This is a genomic window from Streptomyces sp. NPDC059477 (assembly GCF_042749375.1).
GTDB lineage: Bacteria > Actinomycetota > Actinomycetes > Streptomycetales > Streptomycetaceae > Streptomyces.
In genome coordinates, this window is sequence record NZ_JBHYUG010000002.1 from 138,720 (window position 1) to 157,945 (window position 19,226).

A 19,226-nucleotide genomic window follows, 5' to 3' on the forward strand; every position below is an offset into this window, starting at 1 on the left:
CCCCGGGCGGCCACGCGGGAGCGTCCGCCCCCGGACAGCCTCACCGCACCGGGTGGCCCGCCTCCCGCAAGGTCTGCTTGACCTCGCCGATCCGCAGGTCGCCGAAGTGGAAGACGGAGGCGGCCAGGACCGCGTCCGCGCCCGCCTCGATGGCCGGGGGGAAGTCGGTGAGACGGCCCGCGCCGCCGGAGGCGATCACCGGGATGGTGACCTGCTTACGGACGGCCGCGATCATTTCGAGGTCGTAGCCGTCCTTGGTGCCGTCCGCGTCCATGGAGTTGAGCAGGATCTCGCCCGCGCCCAGTTCCGCGGCCCGGTGGGCCCATTCCACGGCGTCGATGCCGGTGCCCCGACGGCCGCCGTGGGTGGTCACCTCGAAGGCGCCGGACGCGGTGCGGCGGGCGTCCACCGACAGCACCAGCACCTGACGGCCGAACCGCTCGGCGATCTCCCGGATCAGCTCGGGACGGGCGATGGCGGCGGTGTTGACGCCGACCTTGTCGGCACCGGCCCGCAGCAGCTTGTCCACGTCCTCGGTGGTGCGCACACCGCCCCCGACGGTCAGCGGGATGAACACCTGCTCGGCGGTGCGGCGCACCACGTCGTAGGTGGTCTCCCGGTTGCCCGAGGACGCGGTGATGTCCAGGAACGTCAGTTCGTCGGCGCCCTCGGCGTCGTACACCTTGGCCATCTCGACGGGGTCGCCCGCGTCGCGCAGGTTCTGGAAATTGACGCCCTTGACGACCCGGCCGTTGTCCACGTCCAGGCAGGGGATGACTCGGACCGCCAGGGTCATGACTCCACGGCTCCTCTCGCACTCACGTCGGCGTCCGCAGCGCCTCTGAACGCTTCCAGTTCGACCTCGACCAGGATGCGCGGGTCGACGAACCCCTCCACCACCAGGAGGGTCGTCACCGGACGCACCGCGTCGAAGAGTTCCTTGTGGGCGCGGGCCGCGTCGTCCACGTCCCGTGGATGGGACAGGTACACGCGCGTGCGGATCACGGACCCGATACCGAGGCCGAACTCGCCGATCGCCTCGATCGCGCTGGTGAACGCGACCTTGGCCTGCTCGTACGGGTCGCCCTCCCCGTAGAGCACGCTGCCCTGGAAGGACGTGGTGCCGCCCACCAGCACCCGGTCCCCGGCCGCGACGGCCCGCGCGGAGCCGAACGTCTCCTCCCAGGGACTCTCGCCCTGTGCGCGCCGCACGGCTGGGGACGTCATGACGACACCGCCTCCAAGGCTTCCTCCAGGGTGAACGCCTTCGCGTAGAGGGCCTTGCCGACGATGGCGCCCTCCACCCCGAGAGGTACCAGGTCGGCGATGGCCCGCAGGTCGTCCAGCGACGACACGCCGCCGGAGGCCACGACCGGCCGGTCCGTCGCCGCGCAGACGTTCTTCAGCAGCTCCAGGTTGGGGCCCTGGAGGGTGCCGTCCTTGGCGATGTCGGTGACCACGTACCGCGCGCAGCCCTCCTTGTCGAGGCGTTCCAGCGTCTCGTAGAGGTCGCCGCCGTCGCGGGTCCAGCCCCGGCCGCGCAGGGTCGTACCGCGTACGTCGAGGCCGACCGCGATCTTCTCGCCGTGCTCGGCGATGATCCCGGCGACCCACTCGGGGGTCTCCAGGGCGGCGGTGCCGAGGTTGACGCGGGTGCAGCCGGTGGCGAGGGCGGCGGCCAGCGAGGCGTCGTCGCGGATGCCGCCGGACAGCTCGACCTTGATGTCCATGGCCCGGGTGACCTCGGAGATCAGCTCGCGGTTGTCGCCGGTGCCGAAGGCGGCGTCCAGGTCGACCAGGTGCAGCCACTCGGCGCCCGCGCGCTGCCAGGCGAGGGCGGCCTCCAGCGGGGAGCCGTAGGAGGTCTCCGTGCCGGACTCGCCGTGCACCAGGCGCACGGCCTGGCCGTCGCGGACGTCCACGGCGGGGAGGAGTTCGAGCTTCGCGGTCATCAGAGGGTTCCGATCCAGTTGGTCAGCAGCTGTGCGCCGGCGTCGCCGGACTTCTCGGGGTGGAACTGGGTGGCCCACAGGGCGCCGTTCTCGACGGCCGCCACGAACGGCTCGCCGTGTGTGGTCCAGCTGACCAGCGGGGCGCGCAGGGCGGCGTTGGTGATCTCCAGCGTCCAGTCATGGACCGCGTAGGAGTGCACGAAGTAGAAGCGGGCGTCCGGGTCGAGACCGGCGAACAGCGCGGAGCCGGCCGGGGCGTCGACGGTGTTCCAGCCCATGTGGGGCACGATCTCGGCCTGGAGCGGCTCGACAGAGCCGGGCCACTCGTCCAGGCCCTCGGTCTCCACGCCGTGCTCGATGCCCCGCGCGAAGAGGATCTGCATGCCGACGCAGATGCCCATCACCGGGCGCCCGCCGGCCAGCCGGCGCCCGACGATCCAGTCCCCGCGCGCCTCGCGCAGCCCGTTCATGCAGGCGGCGAACGCGCCGACGCCGGGCACCAGCAGACCGTCCGCGTTCATCGCTCTGTCGAAGTCGCGGGTTATCTCGACGTCGGCGCCCGCGCGGGCGAGGGCGCGCTCGGCGGACCTCACATTGCCGAAGCCGTAGTCGAAGACCACGACGCTCTTGGCAGCGGTCAACTCCACACCTCCAGTCGCAGCACGCCCGCGACCAGGCACATCGCGGCGCCGACGGAGAGCAGCACGAGCAGGTTCTTCGGCATCTTCTGCTTGGCGAAGGAGTAGACCCCGCCGGCCAGGAACAGGCCGACGATGATCAGCAGGGTGGAGGTGCCGTTCACAGGGCGCCCTTCGTGGAGGGGAGGATCCCGGCGGCGCGCGGGTCGCGCTCCGAGGCGTAGCGCAGGGCCCGGGCCAGCGCCTTGAACTGGCACTCCACGATGTGGTGCGCGTTGCGCCCGTACGGCACGTGCACGTGCAGCGCGATCTGCGCCTGGGCGACGAAGGACTCCAGGATGTGCCGGGTCATGGTGGTGTCGTAGGCGCCGATCATGGGCGCCATGTTCTCGGGCTCGGTGTGCACGAGGTACGGGCGGCCGGACAGGTCGACGGTCACCTGGGCGAGGGATTCGTCCAGCGGGACCGTGCAGTTGCCGAAGCGGTAGATGCCGACCTTGTCGCCGAGGGCCTGCTTGAAGGCGGCGCCCAGGGCGAGGGCGGTGTCCTCGATGGTGTGGTGGGTGTCGATGTGCAGATCGCCCTCGGTCTTCACGGTCAGGTCGAACAGACCGTGCCGGCCGAGCTGGTCGAGCATGTGGTCGTAGAAGCCGACGCCGGTCGCCACCTCGACCTTCCCGGTGCCGTCGAGGTCGATCTCGACCAGGACGGAGGTCTCCTTGGTCGTCCGCTCCACGCGTCCTGTGCGGCTCATGCTTCGTGCTCCTTCTTCAGCTCACGGACCGCGTCGAGGAACGCGTCGTTCTCTTCGGGTGTCCCGGCGGTGACCCGCAGCCACCCCGGTACGCCGTTGTCCCGGACCAGCACGCCCCGGTCGAGGATCTTCCGCCAGACCTCGTGGGCGTCCTCGAACCGGCCGAACTGCACGAAGTTCGCGTCGGACGCGGTGACCTCGTAGCCGATGGCGCGCAGTTCGGCGACCAGCCGGTCCCGTTCGGCCTTGAGCTGCTCGACGTAGCCGAGCAGGGTTCCGGTGTGTTCCAGGGCGGCCAGCGCGGTCGCCTGGGTGACGGCGGAGAGGTGGTAGGGCAGCCGGACCAGCTGGACCGCGTCCACGACGGCCGGGTGCGCGGCGAGATAGCCCAGGCGCAGGCCGGCCGCGCCGAACGCCTTGGACATCGTGCGCGAGACGACGAGGTGCGGGCGGCCTTCGAGCAGCGGCAGCAGTGAGTCGCCGTGGCTGAACTCGATGTACGCCTCGTCGACCACGACCATGGACGGCTTGGCGGCCTGCGCGGCCTCGTACAGCGCGAGGACGGTCCCGGGCGGCATCGCGTTGCCCGTGGGGTTGTTGGGGGTGGTGAGGAAGACGACGTCGGGCCGGTGCTCGGCGATCGCCCGCTCAGCGGCGGGCAGGTCGACGGTGAAGTCCTCGGCGCGCGGCCCGGAGATCCAGCCGGTGCCGGTGCCGCGCGCGATCAGCGCGTGCATCGAGTACGACGGTTCGAAGCCGATCGCGGTGCGGCCGGGCCCGCCGAAGGTCTGGAGCAGCTGCTGGATGATTTCGTTGGAGCCGTTGGCGGCCCAGACGTTGGCGAGGCCGACCTCGTACCCGGAGGTGTCGGTCAGGTAGGCGGCGAGTTGGGTGCGCAGCTCGACCGCGTCCCGGTCCGGGTAGCGGTTGAGGTGGCGGGCCGCCTCCCGCACCCGCTCCGCGATCCGCTCGACGAGCGGCTCGGGCAGCGGGTAGGGGTTCTCGTTGGTGTTCAGGCGTACGGGCACGTCCAGTTGGGGCGCGCCGTACGGGGTCTTGCCGCGCAGCTCGGCGCGGACGGGGAGGTCGTCGATGCGCACGGGGGGCCGGCCCCCGGCGTTCGGTGCGGTGTTGCCGCTCACTTGCCCTCGGGAACCTTCCAGTCGAACCTCGCCTTGATCGCCGCGCCGTGCGCGGGCAGATCCTCGGCCTCCGCCAGGGTCACCACGTGATGGGCGACGTCGGCGAGCGCGTCGCGCGTGTAGTCGACGAGGTGGATGCCGCGCAGGAAGGACTGCACGGACAGGCCGGAGGAGTGGCAGGCGCAGCCGCCGGTGGGCAGGACGTGGTTGGAGCCCGCCGCGTAGTCGCCGAGCGAGACCGGCGCCCAGGGGCCGATGAAGATCGCGCCCGCGTTGCGCACCCGGTCGGCGACGGCGGTGGCGTCGCGGGTCTGGATCTCCAGGTGCTCGGCACCGTACGCGTCGACCACGCGCAGGCCGTCCTCGACGCCGTCGACCAGCACGATCGCGGACTGCTTGCCGCTGAGCGCGGGCGTGATCCGGTCCTCGACGTGCTTGCTGGCGACGACCTGGGGGGCCAGTTCCTTCTCCACGGCCTCGGCCAGCTCGATCGAGTCGGTGACCAGGACTGCGGCGGCCAGCGGGTCGTGCTCGGCCTGGCTGATCAGGTCGGCGGCGACGTGCACCGGGTCGGCCGTGTCGTCGGCGAGGATCGCGATCTCGGTCGGCCCGGCCTCGGCGTCGATGCCGATCTTCCCGGTGAAGTAGCGCTTGGCGGCGGCGACCCAGATGTTGCCGGGGCCGGTGACCAGGTTGGCGGGCGGGCAGGACTCGGTGCCGTACGCGAACATCGCGACGGCCGTCGCGCCGCCGGCCGCGTACACCTCGTCGACGCCGAGCAGGGCGCACGCGGCGAGGATGGTGGGGTGCGGCAGCCCGCCGAAGTCCCGCTGGGCGGGGGAGGCGAGCGCGAGGGACGGGACGCCGGCCTCCTGCGCGGGCACCACGTTCATGATCACGGAGGAGGGGTAGACGGACCGTCCGCCGGGCGCGTACAGCCCGACCCGGTCGACGGGGACCCACTTCTCGGTGACGGTGCCGCCGGGCACGACCTGGGTGGTGTGCGTCGTACGGCGCTGCGCGCGATGGACGATGCGGGTGCGCCGGATGGACTCCTCCAGCGCCGCCCGCACGGCCGGGTCGAGTCCCGCGAGGGCCTCGGTGAGCGCCTCGGCGGGCACCCGCACCCGCTCCAGCCGCACGCCGTCGAACTTCTCCGCGAAGTCGATCAGCGCCGCGTCGCCCCGATGATGCACGGCCTCGCAGATCGGACGCACCTTGTCCAGGGCGGCCGAGACGTCGAAGTCGGCTCGGGGCAGCAGGTCGCGCAGGGCGGGTCCCTCGGGGAGGGCGTCGCCGCGCAGATCGATTCGGGAGATCACGGGGTCAATTCTCGCAGACCGCCGTCGGACACCGTTCGCGCGTATCAATGGTTGATACAGACCCCGCCCGCACCGGCGCCGCGGTGATCGACACAACTGATCGACACAACTGGCGGTGACCGCCCGTGAAATCAACCACGATCCTCTTCACTTTCCGTGTTCAATCCGTCACCCAGCGGGCATGAACGGCTGTACGAACCTGTGCGACCCCGTGCGACCCACAGGGCGCAGCAGCGAGGGCGCGGCAGCGGCGAAGGACCAGCGAAGGACCAGCCGAGGACCAGCGATGGACCGGTCGGGGACCGGGGAGGAAGGACACCGTGACCGAGGGGGCCGGCCTGCGGACCGTAGAGCCGCCGCAGGATCTGACCGACACCGAGGCCGGCCTGTGGCGGGCCTACCGCACCGGCGGCGAGTACGACCTGAGCAGCGGCGACAGCGCTGCGGACGACCCGCACGGCGGGCACCCGTGGGGGCCCACGCGGACCGTGCGGGCGCGCATCGTGTGCTGGCTGCTCCTGGACGGCCCGCCGCCGCTCGCGGGCCGGGTCGCCGCGCTGAAGCTGACCGGCGCGCGGATCAGCGGCACGCTGGACCTGGCGGGCGGGGTGGTCGAGCCGTACGTGGAGCTGCGCCGCTGCCGCTTCGAGGGCGAGGTGCTGCTGCCGGAGGCGCGGTTCCGCACGGTCCGGCTGATCGACTGCTCGGTGCCGCGTCTTGAGGCGGCGCGGGTGCACACCGAGGGCGATCTGCATCTGCCGCGCTGCCGCTTCCACAACGGGGTGCGGCTGACCGACGCGCACATCGGTACGGACCTGCTGCTCAACCAGGCGGTGGTGCACCGGGACCGCAGCGGGCGCTCGATCGCGGCGGACGGGCTGTCGGTCGGGCAGGACCTCCAGGCGGAGATGCTGGAGTCGCACGGCGAGGTGAGCCTGCGCGGCGCCACCGTCGGGGTCTCGCTGAGCCTGCGCGGGGCCCGGCTGGCCAACCCGTACTCCCGGCTGGCGCTGAACGCCCCGCAGCTGACCGTGGAGCGCACGCTGTACCTCACCCCGGCGGGCCTGGGCGGCATCCAGCTCAGCGGGCGGACGCCGACGCACGGGACGCCGGTACAGCGCTTCGAGTGCCGGGGCGGGATCCGGCTGGACGACGGGCGGTTCGGGGACGCGGTGGACATGGAGCGGGCCCGGTTCGTCTTCACCGACGACCAGGAACTGTCGCTGCGCCGGGTCCAGGTGCCCGAGCTGCGCTTCCTCGGGGAGCCGCCGCAGCGCGGCAAGGTGGTGCTGTCCGGCGCCCGGATCGTGATCCTGATCGACCGGGCGAGCGCATGGCCGGGGCCGGGCAGGCTCCACATGGGCGGCTTCACCTACGAGAACCTGGTGCCGCAGGGCCCGTTCCCGCTGGCCGAGCGGCTGGCGTGGGTAGCGGCGGCGACCGCCGAGTACAACCCGGAGCCGTACGAGCGGCTGGCCGCCGTGCTGCGCGAGGGCGGCGAGGACGAGGACGCCCGCGAGGTGCTCCTCGCCAAGCAGCGCCGCCGCCGCGAGACGCTCCCGCCGGGCGCCAAGCTCTGGGGGTACGCCCAGGACGTCACGGTGGCCTACGGCTACCGGCCGGGCCGCGCGGCGGTGTGGATGGCGGTCCTGTGGGCGGCGGGCTCCCTGGCCTTCGCGTACGCCGGAAAGCCGCAGGCGGGCGGCAGCGCGGGCGATCCCCCGTGGAACCCGGCCCTGTACGCCCTGGACCTGCTCCTCCCGGTCATCGACCTGGGCCAGGTCGGCTTCTGGCAGCTCCGCGGCGGCTGGCAGTGGCTGGCGACGGGCCTGGTCCTGTCCGGCTGGGTCCTGGCGACGACGGTGGCGGCGGGGGCCACGCGGTTGCTGCGGAGGGGGTGAGGGGTGAGGCGTGGGGGTGAGGGGGGCGCGGGGGCGCGCGCTGGGGGCGTGGGGAGTGGCGTGGGGGTGTGCCGGTGAGGAGCACGGGGGTGCGGGTGGGGCGGGGTGGGTGACGGACGGGGTGCCGACGGCCGTCCGGCGCGGCTGTCCGGCGTGGGCGGCCGTGCGGGCGGCGCGTGCGTGGGCAGCCCGCGTGGGCGGCGCGTGTAGGCGGCGCATGTGGGCGGCGTGTGTGGGCGGCCCGAGTGAGCCGCCCGCGTGGGAGCCGCCGTCTCCGCTCCCCCGTCCCGCATCACCGATCCTTACCCTTTACCCGGCCTTGACCCGGCCGCGTACAACTTTCCGGAGGTTGTGCGGAGAGGCTGGCGCGGGGCGGATTCGCGGACTTTCAATGGTCGACACCATGGCTCTGCTGCCCCCTTTCCTGCGCGGTGCCCGGGTCACCCGGGGTGCCGGGCCTCAGCCCGCCGGGCACCTCCCCGCCGGACTGCCGGCCGACGACGAGGTGCTGCTCGACGCGCCCGACGACCGGCTCGGCCCCGCGCTGGTCGCGGCCGGGCGCGGGGAGTGGGACGCGGCGGCCGGGCTGCTGTCCGGCACCCGCGAGGCGGCCGAGTGGGAGAACCGCGACCGCTACGCCCGCCGCCTCGCCGCGTTCGCGCACGCCCGCACCGAGTGGTTCAGGGACTGGCGGGCCGCCGCCCCCGACGACCCGGACGCGCTGCTGCTCGCCGCCCAGCTCGCCACGGACCGGGCCTGGCGCTCCCCGGCCCGTGCCGAGCTGCTGGCGCCGGTGGGCGCGCTGGTGACGGCCGCCGCCGACGCCGTACCGCACGATCCGGTGCCGTGGCGGCTCGCGCTGGACCGGGCGCGGGGGGCGCACGCCGGGGATGCGGGGCACGCCGAGTTCGAGCGGCTGTGGACGGAGGCGGTACGGCGCTCGCCGCACCACTACGGCTGTCATGTCGCCGCCCTGAAGTACCTCGCCGCCTCCTGGCACGGCTCGCACCGCGAGTGCTTCGACTTCGCCGAGCCCGCCGCCGATGACGCCCCGCGCGGATCACTCGTGCGGGCGCTGCCGGTGCGGGCCGCGTTCGGCTACCTCACCGACGGCTGCGGCGAGGCGCTGCCGCGTGCCCGGCTGGACGCGGCGGCGGACCGCGCGATCGATCTGTCGGCCGCGTTCGCCGCGGCCGACCCGTGGCCGGCCGAGATCCGCAATGTGCTCGCGTACGTGCTGCTGCGGCTGGACCGGCGCGCGGACGCGCTGGAGCAGCTGCGGCTGATCGGCCCGTACGCCACGTCGTTCCCCTGGGACCGGGTCGCGGACGACCCGCTGGGCCTGTTCCTGCTGGCCCGCCGGGAGCTGCGGACGGCCCCGGACGGGGCGGTGCGCAGGGGGTCCGTCCATCCATCAGGTGGGCACGGGGGACACACCGGCCGCGGCGACCACTAGGCTTCTGCGGCGTGACGACCGTCCGGCTCCCGCTCTTCCCGCTGAACTCCGTGCTGTTCCCGGGGCTGGTGCTCCCGCTCAATGTGTTCGAGGAGCGCTATCGCGCGATGATGCGCACGCTCCTGAAGACGCCCGAGGACGAACCGCGCCGCTTCGCCGTGGTGGCGATCCGCGACGGCCACGAGGTGGCCACGAGCGGTCCCGGCATGCCCGATCCCACCGCGCTGCCCGAGCGCGGGCCCGCGGCGGGCTTCGGCCCCGACCCGCAGAAGTCGTTCCACGGCGTGGCGTGCGTGGCGGACGCGGCGACGATCCGGGAACGGCCCGACGGCACGTTCGAGGTGCTCGCGACCGGGACGACCCGGGTGCGGGTGCTGTCGGTGGACGCGTCCGGGCCGTTCCTGACGGCCGAGCTGGAGCCGCTGGCGGAGGAGCCGGGGGACGAGGCGGGGGCGCTGGCGCAGGGCGTGCTGCGGGCGTTCCGGCAGTACCAGAAGCGGCTGGCGGGGGCGCGGGAGCGGTCCCTGGCGGGCGGCGCCGAGCTGCCGGACGAGCCGCAGGTGGTGTCGTACCTGGTGGCCGCCGCGATGATGCTGGACACCCCGGCCAAGCAGCGGCTGCTCCAGGCACCGGACGCGGCGTCCCGGCTGCGCGACGAGCTGAAACTCCTGCGCACGGAGACCGCGATCATCCGTACGCTGCCGTCCTTGCCGGCGGCGGATCTGACGCGCGGGCCGACGAGTCAGAACTGACCGGCGAGCCAGAACTGGCCGACGAGGCCGGAGCGAGCGGTGAGGCCGGACCGAGCGGCTGACCGGCGCGTCCGGACCGCGCGGTCCGACCTGGGGCCCGGCGCGTCCGGACCGAGCGGCGCGTCCCGACCGACCCGACCCGACAGAACTGGCACAGGCGGATGGCGAAGAAGGCGAAGCAGAAGCAGCAGTCCGGCGGCACACCGGCGACGGTGGCGCTGACGGCGGCGGGCGTGCCGTACACGGTCCACGCCTACGACCACGACCCCGCCCACCCCTCGTACGGGGAGGAGGCGGCCGAGGCGATGGGGGTGTCCCCCGAACGGGTGTTCAAGACGTTGGTGGCGGACGTCGACGGGGCGCTCACGGTCGCCGTCGTACCGGTCGCCGGGTCGCTGGACCTGAAGGCGCTGGCCGCGGCGGTCGGCGGCAAGCGGGCCGCGATGGCGGACCCGGCGCTGGCCGAGCGCACCACGGGCTATGTGCGGGGCGGAATCTCGCCGCTAGGCCAGCGCAAGAGGCTGCCGACGGTGGTGGACGCGTCGGCCTCCGGCCATGCCACGATCTGTGTGTCCGCCGGGCGCCGGGGGCTGGAGGTCGAGCTGTCGCCCGCCGACCTTCAGGTCCTCACCGGGGCCGTGCTCGCGCCGATCGGGCGTGCGTAGCCCCTCGCCGGGGTGTCTGGGGATGCCTGCGCAGAGGGTGGGTCGGGCGTCGTTCGGGTGCGGGTGGTCCGTGGCTGGTCGCGCAGTTCCCCGCGCCCCTTGGGGACGACGGCTGCCCGGCGTCGATCAGTGAGCGGCGGGGGCCTCAAGGACGCCCGCCCCGGCCCTGATCAGTGAGCGGCGCGGCCCCTCCAGGACCTCCGCCCGACCCTGATCAGTGAGCGGCGGGACCCCACTAGGACCTCAGCCCAGCCCCGAACAGGAGGCGGCACGCCCGGCAGGGTGCCCGCCCAAGGGTCTCCGTCCGGCCCCGTCAGTGCGCGGCCTGCCCCTCGCCCCCGTCCGTGAGGCCCTGGGGCTGTTCCTCGCCCAGGGGCTCCGGGGTCTCGTCGCGGGGGGCGAACAGGGCCGTCAGCGCGAGGTGGACCAGCAGGGCCGCCACCGACCAGGCCAGCAGCGCGCCCTTCGCGCCGAGTTCCAGCGGCGCCGAGAAGGTGACCCCCTGGCCGGCTTCCTTGGCGTGGGCCAGTACGTCGTCCGTGGGGCCGAGCCAGACCCCGACCCGCCAGGCGATGAAGGAGGCGAGAAGCCCGCCGACACCGAGGGCGAGCACCAGCGGCACCCCGCCCCGCCGTCGCCACACGAACACCGCGAGCGCGGTCACGGCCCCGAACGCCAGCGCCAGCAGAGTGAACGTGCCGTCCGCGCCGATCGCCTGTTCCCCCTCGGTGTCCCGCACGTACACCGCCCACGTGCCGTCCACCACGTCCCCCACGAGGGCCACTCGCGGCGCCAGCCACACCCACAGCGCCCCGAGCCCCACCCCCAGTACCGCCAGCGCGACCAGGATCACGCCGGCCTCGCGTATCTCGGTGCGCGGCGCGGGCCCCACAGGCTTGCCGGTCCCGGCGTCCCACAACGGGGTGTCCGCGGGCGCGTGCCACACCGGATCGCCGGGCGAGGACTCGTCGTGCGGACTGCCGTGCGAGGACTCGTGCGGCGGAGGCGGCGGCGTCAAGGGAGCGGTCACCCTGACATCGTGCCAGTACCGCCTGTGCGGCGCGTCATCGGACGGCGGCCCGGCGGTAGGCCCAGGTGGCCACCGCCAGCGAGATCACCCCGACCCCGGCGCACACGGCCAGGTCGCCGAGGACGTACGCCCACTCGGTGCGCCCGGAGAAGGTCCGCGCGTACGCCTCGACGCCGTACGTCGACGGCAGCAGATCGCGGGCAAAACGCACCGCCTCCGGCATCCGCTCGGGCGGCAGCACGCCCAGCAGCAGCGCCGCCGACATTCCCAGCTGCCCGAGCAGTGTCGCCAGCTCCGGCCGGGGCGCGAGCAGCCCGAGCGCCGCGCCGAGCCCGGCGAGCGCGGCCCCGGCCAGCGGGATCACGGCGACCAGGATCCACAGGTTGGTCAGCGGCAGCCCGAACAGCACGCACCCGAAGACGGCCGTGACCACGGTCCCCGGCACGGTGAAGGACGCGTACGCGCCCGCCGCGCCCAGCACCACCGCGGCCGGCGGCACCGGCAGGGTGGCGTAGTGGTCGAGCCCGCCGGTGGCCCGCAGCTGGCCGAAGTACTGGGCGAGCAGGTTCAGCGCGACGAACGCGACGACCAGGATCGACGACCCGGCGACCACGGCCTCGGCCTGGCTGCCGCCCTCCACCACCCCGCGCATCATGATCAGGATGCCGACGGACTGGAAGGTCGCCACGAACAGCAGCGGGATCCGCGCGACCCGCGCCCGCGACAGCTGCGCCCGGTACACGGCGGCCAGCGACGGCCACAGCCGCGCCTTCGGCCCCAGCTCGGCGGCGGCGCGCCGGGGGCGTTCCTCCGTGGCCAGGGCACCGCCCGGCAGCACCTCTGCGGGTACGACACTCACGTCGCGCTGCTCCCCTTCCCAGGGTTCGCGGGGTCTTCGCGGTCTTCGGGGTTCCCGGGGCGCGGTCCGGCGGCGGTCCGGCTCACCCCGTCCACGTCCACATGTACGGTCCGCGGGCCCATGTCGCTCAACGCGCTCACGCCTTCACCAGTCCCTGCCGGGCCCCGCCGCCGAGGGCGAGGTACACGTCCTCCAGGCTGGGTGTGGCGAGCGTGAAGTCGTCCAGCGCGGCGAACGCGGCTCCGCCGGTGACGGTGGCGACGACCGCGCGGGCCTCGTCGGGGGCCAGCCGGAGCGTCCAGCGCCGGCCGGACTCGACGGCGGCCTCGCGCAGCGCGGCGACCTCGGGCACGTCCAGCGGCGCCCGCTCGCGCCACACCAGCTCCACCCGTACCTCACCGGCGACCCGCTCCTTGAGCCCGGTCGGGGTGTCGCAGGCGATCACCCGGCCCCGGTCCAGGACGGCGACCCGGTCCAGTACGGTCTCGGCCTCGATGACGTTGTGGGTGACCAGCAGCACGGTCGTACCGCGCTCGGCGCGTCGGCGGTCCACGGCGGACCACACCGCGCGCCGCGCCACCGGGTCCATGCCGGTGGTCGGCTCGTCCAGCACCAGCAGGGGCCGTTCGCCGACCAGCGCGGCGGCGAAGCAGGCGAGCCGCCGCTGGCCACCGGACAGCTTGTTCAGCGCCCGCCCGGCGATCGGCGCGAGTCCCAGTTCGTCCAGTACGTCGTCACGCTCGGCGCGCGCCCGCTTCACCGGAAGACCGCGCAGCCGCCCGGTGGTCTCGGCGGCCAGAGAGACGGTCAGCTCGTCCAGCGCGGTGGACTCCTGCCCGAGGTACGCGAGGATCCGCGAGGCCCGCTCGGGGTGGCGCACGATGTCGTGCCCGAGGATCTCGACACTGCCCCGGTCGGGCCGCATCAGACCGGTCAGCTGCCGTACGACGGTGGACTTCCCGGCCCCGTTCGGCCCGAGCAGCCCGAAGATCTCGCCGCGCAGCACATCGAGCCGTACGTCGTCGGCCGCCCGTACCTCGACAGTGGCGGGTACCCCCCGCCGTCCCCGTACCGCCGGATAGGTCTTGGTCAGCCCGCGCACCGCGCACACGACCTCACGCGTGTCGTGGATGGCCCCTGCCGCGCGCGTACTCACAAGGGAGGAGCCTAAGGGGTCGCTGTCACCGACCCGCTCCCGGGTCGCCCGTTGCCCCCGAATCCACCGCAAATGACAGCGCTCCGAGGGGACCGGGACCCCCCGCCCACCTGGCGCCTTCAGTCCCCCGTCGGCGCGTGTTCCACCCCCGTGCGGACGTCGATCTCCCGCCAGAAGCCCGCGCGGATCGCGTACCGGTCGTGTTCGTCGATCTGGTCGTCCTTGTGGGCGAGGAGCCCGAAGCGGGCGGCGTAGCGCAGGAGTTCGCCGTCCACGCGGTGCGGGATGCGCGGGTACATGCCGGACAGCCGCTGGACGTGGATCTGGTCGCCGAGGCGGGACAGCCAGCGGCGGGCGAAGACCTGGCCGACCTCGAAGGGGTCGCCGCCGACCGTGGTGATGTCCTCCTCGCGGTCCGCCCAGCGCTGCTCGGCCGTGGTCACTTGCGCCAGCGTCGGCATGGAGGCGACCTCGGGCGGCTCGGCGGCGGTGCCGGGGCGGTCCACCCAGCCCTTGTCGGAGGACCAGCGCAAGGTGGCCGAGGCGGGGTGGGGCTTGTCCGGGTGGGCGCCGGGGGCGCGCAGCGCGGCGAGGTCCTTCGGGGTGGGCACGCCCTTGGCGGACGGTACCCGCTCCTCGGTGGAGCCGGGCTGCCCGCCGGCCTGGTGGGCCGTCTGCTCGGAGGGCCGCTCGGCGGCGGGGCCGAGGGCCGTCTCGGGCAGCGGTGCCGACAGGATCGCGGCGATCTCCGGGCGGGGCTGGGGCGGCGGCGCGCAGACCCGTTCCTTGGCCTGCACGGCCTGGGTGATCCAGGCCCGGTCCAGTACCCGCCGCTCGTCGGCCTCGGCTACCAGGTCCTCCGACTGGTTGTAGTCGCCGTCGGCGGCCTGTACGGCCCACAGATGAACGGCGACCCCGTGCTCCTTCGCGGCCATCATGCCCGGCAGCAGATCGCCGTCGCCGGTGACCAGTACGACGTCCGAGCAGGCGCGGTTGCGGGCCAGTTCGGTCAGCTCGGCGTGCATCGCGGCGTCGACGCCCTTCTGCGCCCAGCGTCCGTCGCTGCGGGTGAGCGCCCCGAGCCGGACGGTGACCCGGGGCATCACACGCAGCCTGCGGTGCTCGGGCTGGGGCACCCGGTCGGGGGCGCCGTCGAACCAGTAGATGCGCAGCAGCGGCTGCTGGGTGTCGGACTCGGCGCGGTCGCGGATGCCCTGGATGAGGGCGGCGTGGTCGACGGTGATGCGGGACCTGGAGGGCTCTCCGGCCAGGAGGCTCGCGGCGGCCCCCAGCAGATACCCGGCGTCCACCAGGACGATGCAGCGGTCCACGCGACTCACCCTCTTCCTGGGAGGTTTGCTTGGGGCTTTCTTCGAGTCTGCCCGACGGCGCGGAGGTTAACGGCCCGAACTCGATCTTCGGCGTGGCGTTTCGGAGTCCCACCCGCGCCACGCCTCCTGTTACACACGGTAATTCTCCGAAATGCGTTCATTGGCGGCGTATGTGAGTCTGGTCGCGGCCCTGGCCCCTAGATCCCCCTCAGGAGGCTGATCACCATGGCCAAGAACAAGAAACAGGACCGGAAGCAGCCGCAGTCCGAACGTGGGCAGCAGTCCGCCCAGCACACCTCGATGGAGTCGCAGGCCGAGCAGCGCATCTCGCAGGTGACGCCCGCCGACGTGGCGCGCAAGGGCCGGCAGAAGCGATTCGGCCACAACTGACATCTGCATAAAAGGGTCGATACGGCCCGGATATCCGAGGGCCCGCACACGGCCCCGGGCACATGACGAGGGGCGCACCCACATCCGGGGTGCGCCCCTCTCACACATGTGTGCACCGATCACACTTCCATGCACCGATCACACTTCTATGTGCCCATCACACTTCCATGAGCCGCTCGCACGTCCATGAGCTGCTCACACTTCCATGAGCCGCTCACACCGCACTTCGCCGCTCAAAGCCACCCAGCGCTCGCACAGGGCCCCCGGTCAGCCCGCCAGGCAGGACGGTCCCAGCAGCACCTTCAGGTCGCCGAACAGCGCCGGATCCGGCTTCACCCTCAGCCGGTCCAGGCGCAGCACGGTCGTCTTCGTCGGCCCCTGGAGCTTGATCCGCACCTCGCTGTCGCCCTTGTGGTGCTGGAGGATCTCGCCGAGGCGGCTGACCATCGGCGGGGTGACCCGGGTCGCCGGGATGGTGAGCACGACCGGCGCGTTGGTGCCCGCGTTCGACAGATCGGGGATCATCAGCTCCATCGCGACCAGCCGCGGCACGTCCTCCCGCTTGTCGAGCCGGCCCTTGACGAACACCACCGCGTCCTCGACCAGTTGGGTCGAGATCAGCTGGTACGTCGCCGGGAAGAACATGCACTCGATGGAACCCGCGAGATCCTCCACGGTGGCGATGGCCCAGGCGTTGCCCTGCTTGGTCATCTTGCGCTGGAGGCCGGAGATGATGCCGCCGATGGTGACCACCGCGCCGTCGCCGAAGTCACCGCCGGTGAGCTGGGCGATCCCCGCGTCCGCCTTGTCGGAGAGCACATGCTCCAGGCCGAAGAGCGGGTGGTCGGAGACATACAGCCCGAGCATCTCCCGCTCCTGGGCGAGCAGATACGTCTTCTCCCACTCCTCGGTCGCGAACTCCACGTCCAGCCCGAAGCCGGGCTCGGTGGTGTCGGCCTCACCCATGCCGCCGAAGAGGTCGAACTGTCCCTCGGCCTCCTTGCGCTTGACCGCGACCACGTTGTCGATCATCGGTTCGTACTGTGCGGTCAGGCCCTTGCGGGTGTGCCCCATGGAGTCGAAGGCACCGGCCTTGATCAGGGATTCCGTGGTCCGCTTGTTGCAGACGACGGCCTCGACCTTGTCGAGGTAGTCGGGGAAGGAGGCGTACTTCCCCTTGGCCTTGCGGGACTTGATGATCGACTCGACCACGTTGGTGCCGACATTGCGCACCGCGGAGAGGCCGAAGAGGATCACGTCGTCACCCTGCGCGGCGAAGTTCGACATCGACTCGTTGACGTTCGGCGGGAGCACCTTGATGCCCATCCGGCGGCACTCGTTGAGATAGATCGCCGACTTGTCCTTGTCGTCCTTGACCGAGGTGAGCAGCCCGGCCATGTACTCGGCGGGGTGGTTCGCCTTGAGATAGGCGGTCCAGTACGAGACCAGTCCGTACGCGGCCGAGTGCGCCTTGTTGAACGCGTATCCGGCGAACGGGACCAGGACGTCCCACAGGGCCTGGATGGCCTCGTCGCTGTAGTCGTTCTTCCGGGCGCCGGCCTGGAAGATGGTGAAGTTCTTCGCCAGTTCCTCGGGCTTCTTCTTGCCCATCACGCGGCGCAGGATGTCGGCCTCGCCGAGCGAGTACCCGGCGATGATCTGGGCGGCCTTCTGCACCTGCTCCTGGTAGACGATCAGGCCGTAGGTGACGTCCAGGACCTCCCTGAGGGGGGCCTCCAGCTCCGGGTGGATCGGGGTGATCTCCTGCTGTTTGTTCTTGCGCAGGGCGTAGTTGGTGTGCGAGTTCATGCCCATCGGGCCCGGCCGGTACAGGGCCGACACGGCGGAGATGTCCTCGAAGTTGTCGGGCTTCATCAGCCGCAGCAGCGAGCGCATGGGGCCGCCGTCGAACTGGAAGACGCCGAGGGTGTCGCCGCGCTGGAGCAGTTCGAAGGTCGTCGGATCGTCCAGCGGGAGGCCCAGCAGGTCGATGTCGATGCCCTTGTTGAACTTCACCATCTTGACGGCGTCGTCCATGATGGTCAGGTTGCGCAGGCCCAGGAAGTCCATCTTCAGCAGGCCGAGCGACTCACAGCTCGGGTAGTCCCACTGGGTGATGGTCACGCCGTCGGTGTGCCTGACCCACACCGGGACATGCTCGGTGATGGTCTCGCTGGACATGATCACACCGGCCGCGTGCACACCCATCTGCCGGACCAGGCCCTCCACCCCGCGCGCGGTGTCGATGACCTTCTTCACATCCGGCTCGTTCTCGTACATCCCGCGGATCTCGCCCGCCTCGCCGTAGCGCGGGTGGGCGGAGTCGGTGATGCCGGAGAGCGGGATGCCCTTGCCGAGGACGTCCGGCGGCATGGCCTTGGTGAGCCGGTCGCCCATCGCGTACGGGTAGCCGAGCACCCGCGCGGAGTCCTTGATCGCGTTCTTGGCCTTGATGGTGCCGTAGGTGCCGATCATGGCGACCTTGTCGGCGCCGTATTTCTCCGTCACGTACCTGATCACCTCGACGCGCCGACGCTCGTCGAAGTCGATGTCGACGTCGGGCATCGAGATGCGCTCGGGGTTCAGGAACCGCTCGAAGATCAATCCGTGCGGGATCGGGTCGAGGTCGGTGATGCCCATGGCGTAGGCGACGATCGAGCCGGCCGCGGAGCCACGGCCGGGGCCGACGGCGATGCCCTGCTTCTTGGCCCACATGATGAAGTCGGCGACCACGAGGAAGTAGCCGGGGAAGCCCATCGAGATGATGACGTCCATCTCGTAGTGGGCCTGCTTCATGCGGTCCTCGGGGACGCCGCCGGGGAAGCGGCGCTCCATGCCGAGGCGGACCTCCTCCTGGAACCAGGTGACCTCGGTGTAGCCCTCGGGGATGTCGAACTTGGGCATGAGGTTGCGCGACTCGAACATGCCCGTGGTGTCGACCATCTCGGCGATCAGCAGGGTGTTGGCGCAGCCCTGCTGCCAGGCGTCGGAGGAGTCGATGGCGTACATCTCGTCCGTGGACTTCAGGTAGTAGCCGGTGCCGTCGAACTTGAAGCGGTCGGGGTCGGAGATGTTCTTACCGGTCTGGATGCACAGCAGCGCGTCATGGGCCGTCGACTCGTGCGCGTACGTGTAGTGCGAGTCGTTGGTGACCAGCGGGGGGATGCCGAGCTTCTTGCCGATCTCCAGCAGGCCGTCACGGACCCGGTGCTCGATCTCGATGCCGTGGTCCATCAGCTCCAGGAAGTAGCGGTCCTTGCCGAAGATGTCCTGGTAGTCGGCGGCGGCCTTGAGGGCCTCGTCGAACTGGCCGAGGCGCAGCCGGGTCTGCAACTCGCCGGAGGGGCAGCCGGTGGAGGCGACGATGCCCTCGGACCACTGGGAGATGGTGTCCTTGTCCATCCGGGGCCACTTCTGGAGCCAGCCCTCGGCGTAGGCGTCGGAGGACAGCCGGAAGATGTTGTGCAGGCCCTTGCTGTTCACCGCCCACATCGTCTTGTGGGTGTAGCCGCCGGAACCGGAGACGTCGTCGCGCTTCTGGTGCGGCTGGCCCCACTGGATCTTGCGCTTGTTGCGCCGGGACTCGGGGGCGACATACGCCTCGATCCCGATGATCGGGGTGACCCCGGCCTTCTTGGCGGTGTGGAAGAAGTCGTACGCCCCGTGCAGATTGCCGTGGTCGGACATGGCGATATGGGTCATGCCCATCTCATTGCACGCGTTGAACATGTCCTTCAGCCGCGCGGCACCGTCCAGCAGCGAGTACTGGGTGTGGACGTGCAGGTGCGTGAACGGCGGCTTTGACACGGTGTGACCTCCAGGGAAAACACGGGGTGACAGGCGGGCGGACACTTCTGGGGACAGCGTCGAAGTCTATG

At 72.0% G+C, this 19,226-nt stretch carries 18 protein-coding genes; 5 read left to right on the forward strand and 13 right to left on the reverse strand.

Features of this window, described 5'->3' with window-relative positions; translation table 11 throughout:
• Positions 1 to 40 precede the first annotated feature (40 nt).
• Genes hisF through hisD form a run of 8 tightly spaced genes read right to left on the reverse strand, consistent with a single transcriptional unit; the run spans position 41 to position 5,808 of the window.
• The gene (gene hisF, locus ACFXAZ_RS01745) at positions 41 to 796 is read right to left on the reverse strand and encodes an imidazole glycerol phosphate synthase subunit HisF (RefSeq protein ID WP_384583442.1); all 756 of its coding nucleotides are present in this window, start codon (positions 794 to 796) and stop codon (positions 41 to 43) included.
• Positions 793 to 1,227 carry a Rid family hydrolase gene (locus ACFXAZ_RS01750; protein ID WP_384583445.1) on the reverse strand — a complete coding sequence of 145 codons (435 nt, stop codon included), beginning with the start codon at positions 1,225 to 1,227 and terminating at the stop codon, positions 793 to 795. The genes hisF and ACFXAZ_RS01750 overlap by 4 nt, the downstream gene beginning before the upstream one ends.
• Complete coding sequence (priA, locus tag ACFXAZ_RS01755; protein WP_384583448.1) at positions 1,224 to 1,952, reverse strand: bifunctional 1-(5-phosphoribosyl)-5-((5-phosphoribosylamino)methylideneamino)imidazole-4-carboxamide isomerase/phosphoribosylanthranilate isomerase PriA; 729 nt, start codon at positions 1,950 to 1,952, stop codon at positions 1,224 to 1,226. Before priA ends, ACFXAZ_RS01750 begins: the two co-directional genes overlap by 4 nt.
• Positions 1,952 to 2,599: an imidazole glycerol phosphate synthase subunit HisH gene (gene hisH, locus ACFXAZ_RS01760; protein ID WP_384583451.1), complete on the reverse strand. Its 648-nt coding sequence runs from the start codon at positions 2,597 to 2,599 to the stop codon at positions 1,952 to 1,954. The genes priA and hisH overlap by 1 nt, the downstream gene beginning before the upstream one ends.
• Complete coding sequence (locus ACFXAZ_RS01765; RefSeq protein ID WP_384583453.1) at positions 2,590 to 2,754, reverse strand: hypothetical protein; 165 nt, start codon at positions 2,752 to 2,754, stop codon at positions 2,590 to 2,592. Before ACFXAZ_RS01765 ends, hisH begins: the two co-directional genes overlap by 10 nt.
• Positions 2,751 to 3,344 carry an imidazoleglycerol-phosphate dehydratase HisB gene (hisB, locus tag ACFXAZ_RS01770; RefSeq protein WP_382688722.1) on the reverse strand — a complete coding sequence of 198 codons (594 nt, stop codon included), beginning with the start codon at positions 3,342 to 3,344 and terminating at the stop codon, positions 2,751 to 2,753. The genes ACFXAZ_RS01765 and hisB overlap by 4 nt, the downstream gene beginning before the upstream one ends.
• Positions 3,341 to 4,486, reverse strand: coding sequence for a histidinol-phosphate transaminase (locus ACFXAZ_RS01775; protein WP_384583456.1), 1,146 nt, complete (start codon positions 4,484 to 4,486; stop codon positions 3,341 to 3,343). Before ACFXAZ_RS01775 ends, hisB begins: the two co-directional genes overlap by 4 nt.
• Positions 4,483 to 5,808, reverse strand: coding sequence for a histidinol dehydrogenase (gene hisD / locus ACFXAZ_RS01780; RefSeq protein ID WP_384583459.1), 1,326 nt, complete (start codon positions 5,806 to 5,808; stop codon positions 4,483 to 4,485). The genes ACFXAZ_RS01775 and hisD overlap by 4 nt, the downstream gene beginning before the upstream one ends.
• Positions 5,809 to 6,128: 320 nt before the next feature.
• Here hisD and ACFXAZ_RS01785 point away from each other — a divergent pair, with 320 nt between their 5' ends.
• The 4 genes from ACFXAZ_RS01785 (at position 6,129) to ybaK (ending at position 10,582) form a co-directional block, all read left to right on the forward strand.
• Positions 6,129 to 7,709: an oxidoreductase gene (locus tag ACFXAZ_RS01785; RefSeq protein WP_384583462.1), complete on the forward strand. Its 1,581-nt coding sequence runs from the start codon at positions 6,129 to 6,131 to the stop codon at positions 7,707 to 7,709.
• Between the two features lie 391 nt (positions 7,710 to 8,100).
• The gene (locus tag ACFXAZ_RS01790) at positions 8,101 to 9,165 is read left to right on the forward strand and encodes a hypothetical protein (RefSeq protein ID WP_384583465.1); all 1,065 of its coding nucleotides are present in this window, start codon (positions 8,101 to 8,103) and stop codon (positions 9,163 to 9,165) included.
• 11 nt (positions 9,166 to 9,176) lie between these two features.
• Positions 9,177 to 9,917 (forward strand): LON peptidase substrate-binding domain-containing protein, encoded by a 741-nt coding sequence (locus tag ACFXAZ_RS01795; RefSeq protein ID WP_384583468.1) that lies wholly within the window; start codon positions 9,177 to 9,179, stop codon positions 9,915 to 9,917.
• A gap of 161 nt (positions 9,918 to 10,078) precedes the next feature.
• Positions 10,079 to 10,582, forward strand: coding sequence for a Cys-tRNA(Pro) deacylase (gene ybaK, locus ACFXAZ_RS01800; protein WP_384583471.1), 504 nt, complete (start codon positions 10,079 to 10,081; stop codon positions 10,580 to 10,582).
• A gap of 313 nt (positions 10,583 to 10,895) precedes the next feature.
• On the opposite strand, the gene ACFXAZ_RS01805 is transcribed toward ybaK, so the two are convergent.
• The 4 genes from ACFXAZ_RS01805 to ACFXAZ_RS01820 form a co-directional block, all read right to left on the reverse strand.
• On the reverse strand, positions 10,896 to 11,612 hold the full coding sequence (locus tag ACFXAZ_RS01805; RefSeq protein ID WP_384583474.1) for an AAA family ATPase: 717 nt from the start codon (positions 11,610 to 11,612) through the stop codon (positions 10,896 to 10,898).
• A gap of 34 nt (positions 11,613 to 11,646) precedes the next feature.
• Positions 11,647 to 12,471, reverse strand: a complete 825-nt coding sequence (locus tag ACFXAZ_RS01810; protein ID WP_384583477.1) for an ABC transporter permease — start codon at positions 12,469 to 12,471, stop codon at positions 11,647 to 11,649.
• A gap of 136 nt (positions 12,472 to 12,607) precedes the next feature.
• Positions 12,608 to 13,582 (reverse strand): ABC transporter ATP-binding protein, encoded by a 975-nt coding sequence (locus ACFXAZ_RS01815; RefSeq protein WP_384583599.1) that lies wholly within the window; start codon positions 13,580 to 13,582, stop codon positions 12,608 to 12,610.
• A gap of 164 nt (positions 13,583 to 13,746) precedes the next feature.
• Positions 13,747 to 14,958, reverse strand: a complete 1,212-nt coding sequence (locus ACFXAZ_RS01820; RefSeq protein ID WP_384583480.1) for an NYN domain-containing protein — start codon at positions 14,956 to 14,958, stop codon at positions 13,747 to 13,749.
• 225 nt (positions 14,959 to 15,183) lie between these two features.
• Between ACFXAZ_RS01820 and ACFXAZ_RS01825 the strand changes: the two genes are divergently transcribed.
• On the forward strand, positions 15,184 to 15,348 hold the full coding sequence (locus ACFXAZ_RS01825) for a hypothetical protein (protein ID WP_384583483.1): 165 nt from the start codon (positions 15,184 to 15,186) through the stop codon (positions 15,346 to 15,348).
• 267 nt (positions 15,349 to 15,615) lie between these two features.
• On the opposite strand, the gene dnaE is transcribed toward ACFXAZ_RS01825, so the two are convergent.
• Entirely contained in the window at positions 15,616 to 19,155 is a 3,540-nt protein-coding gene (gene dnaE / locus ACFXAZ_RS01830) for a DNA polymerase III subunit alpha (protein WP_384583486.1), read from the reverse strand.
• Positions 19,156 to 19,226: the final 71 nt, after the last annotated feature.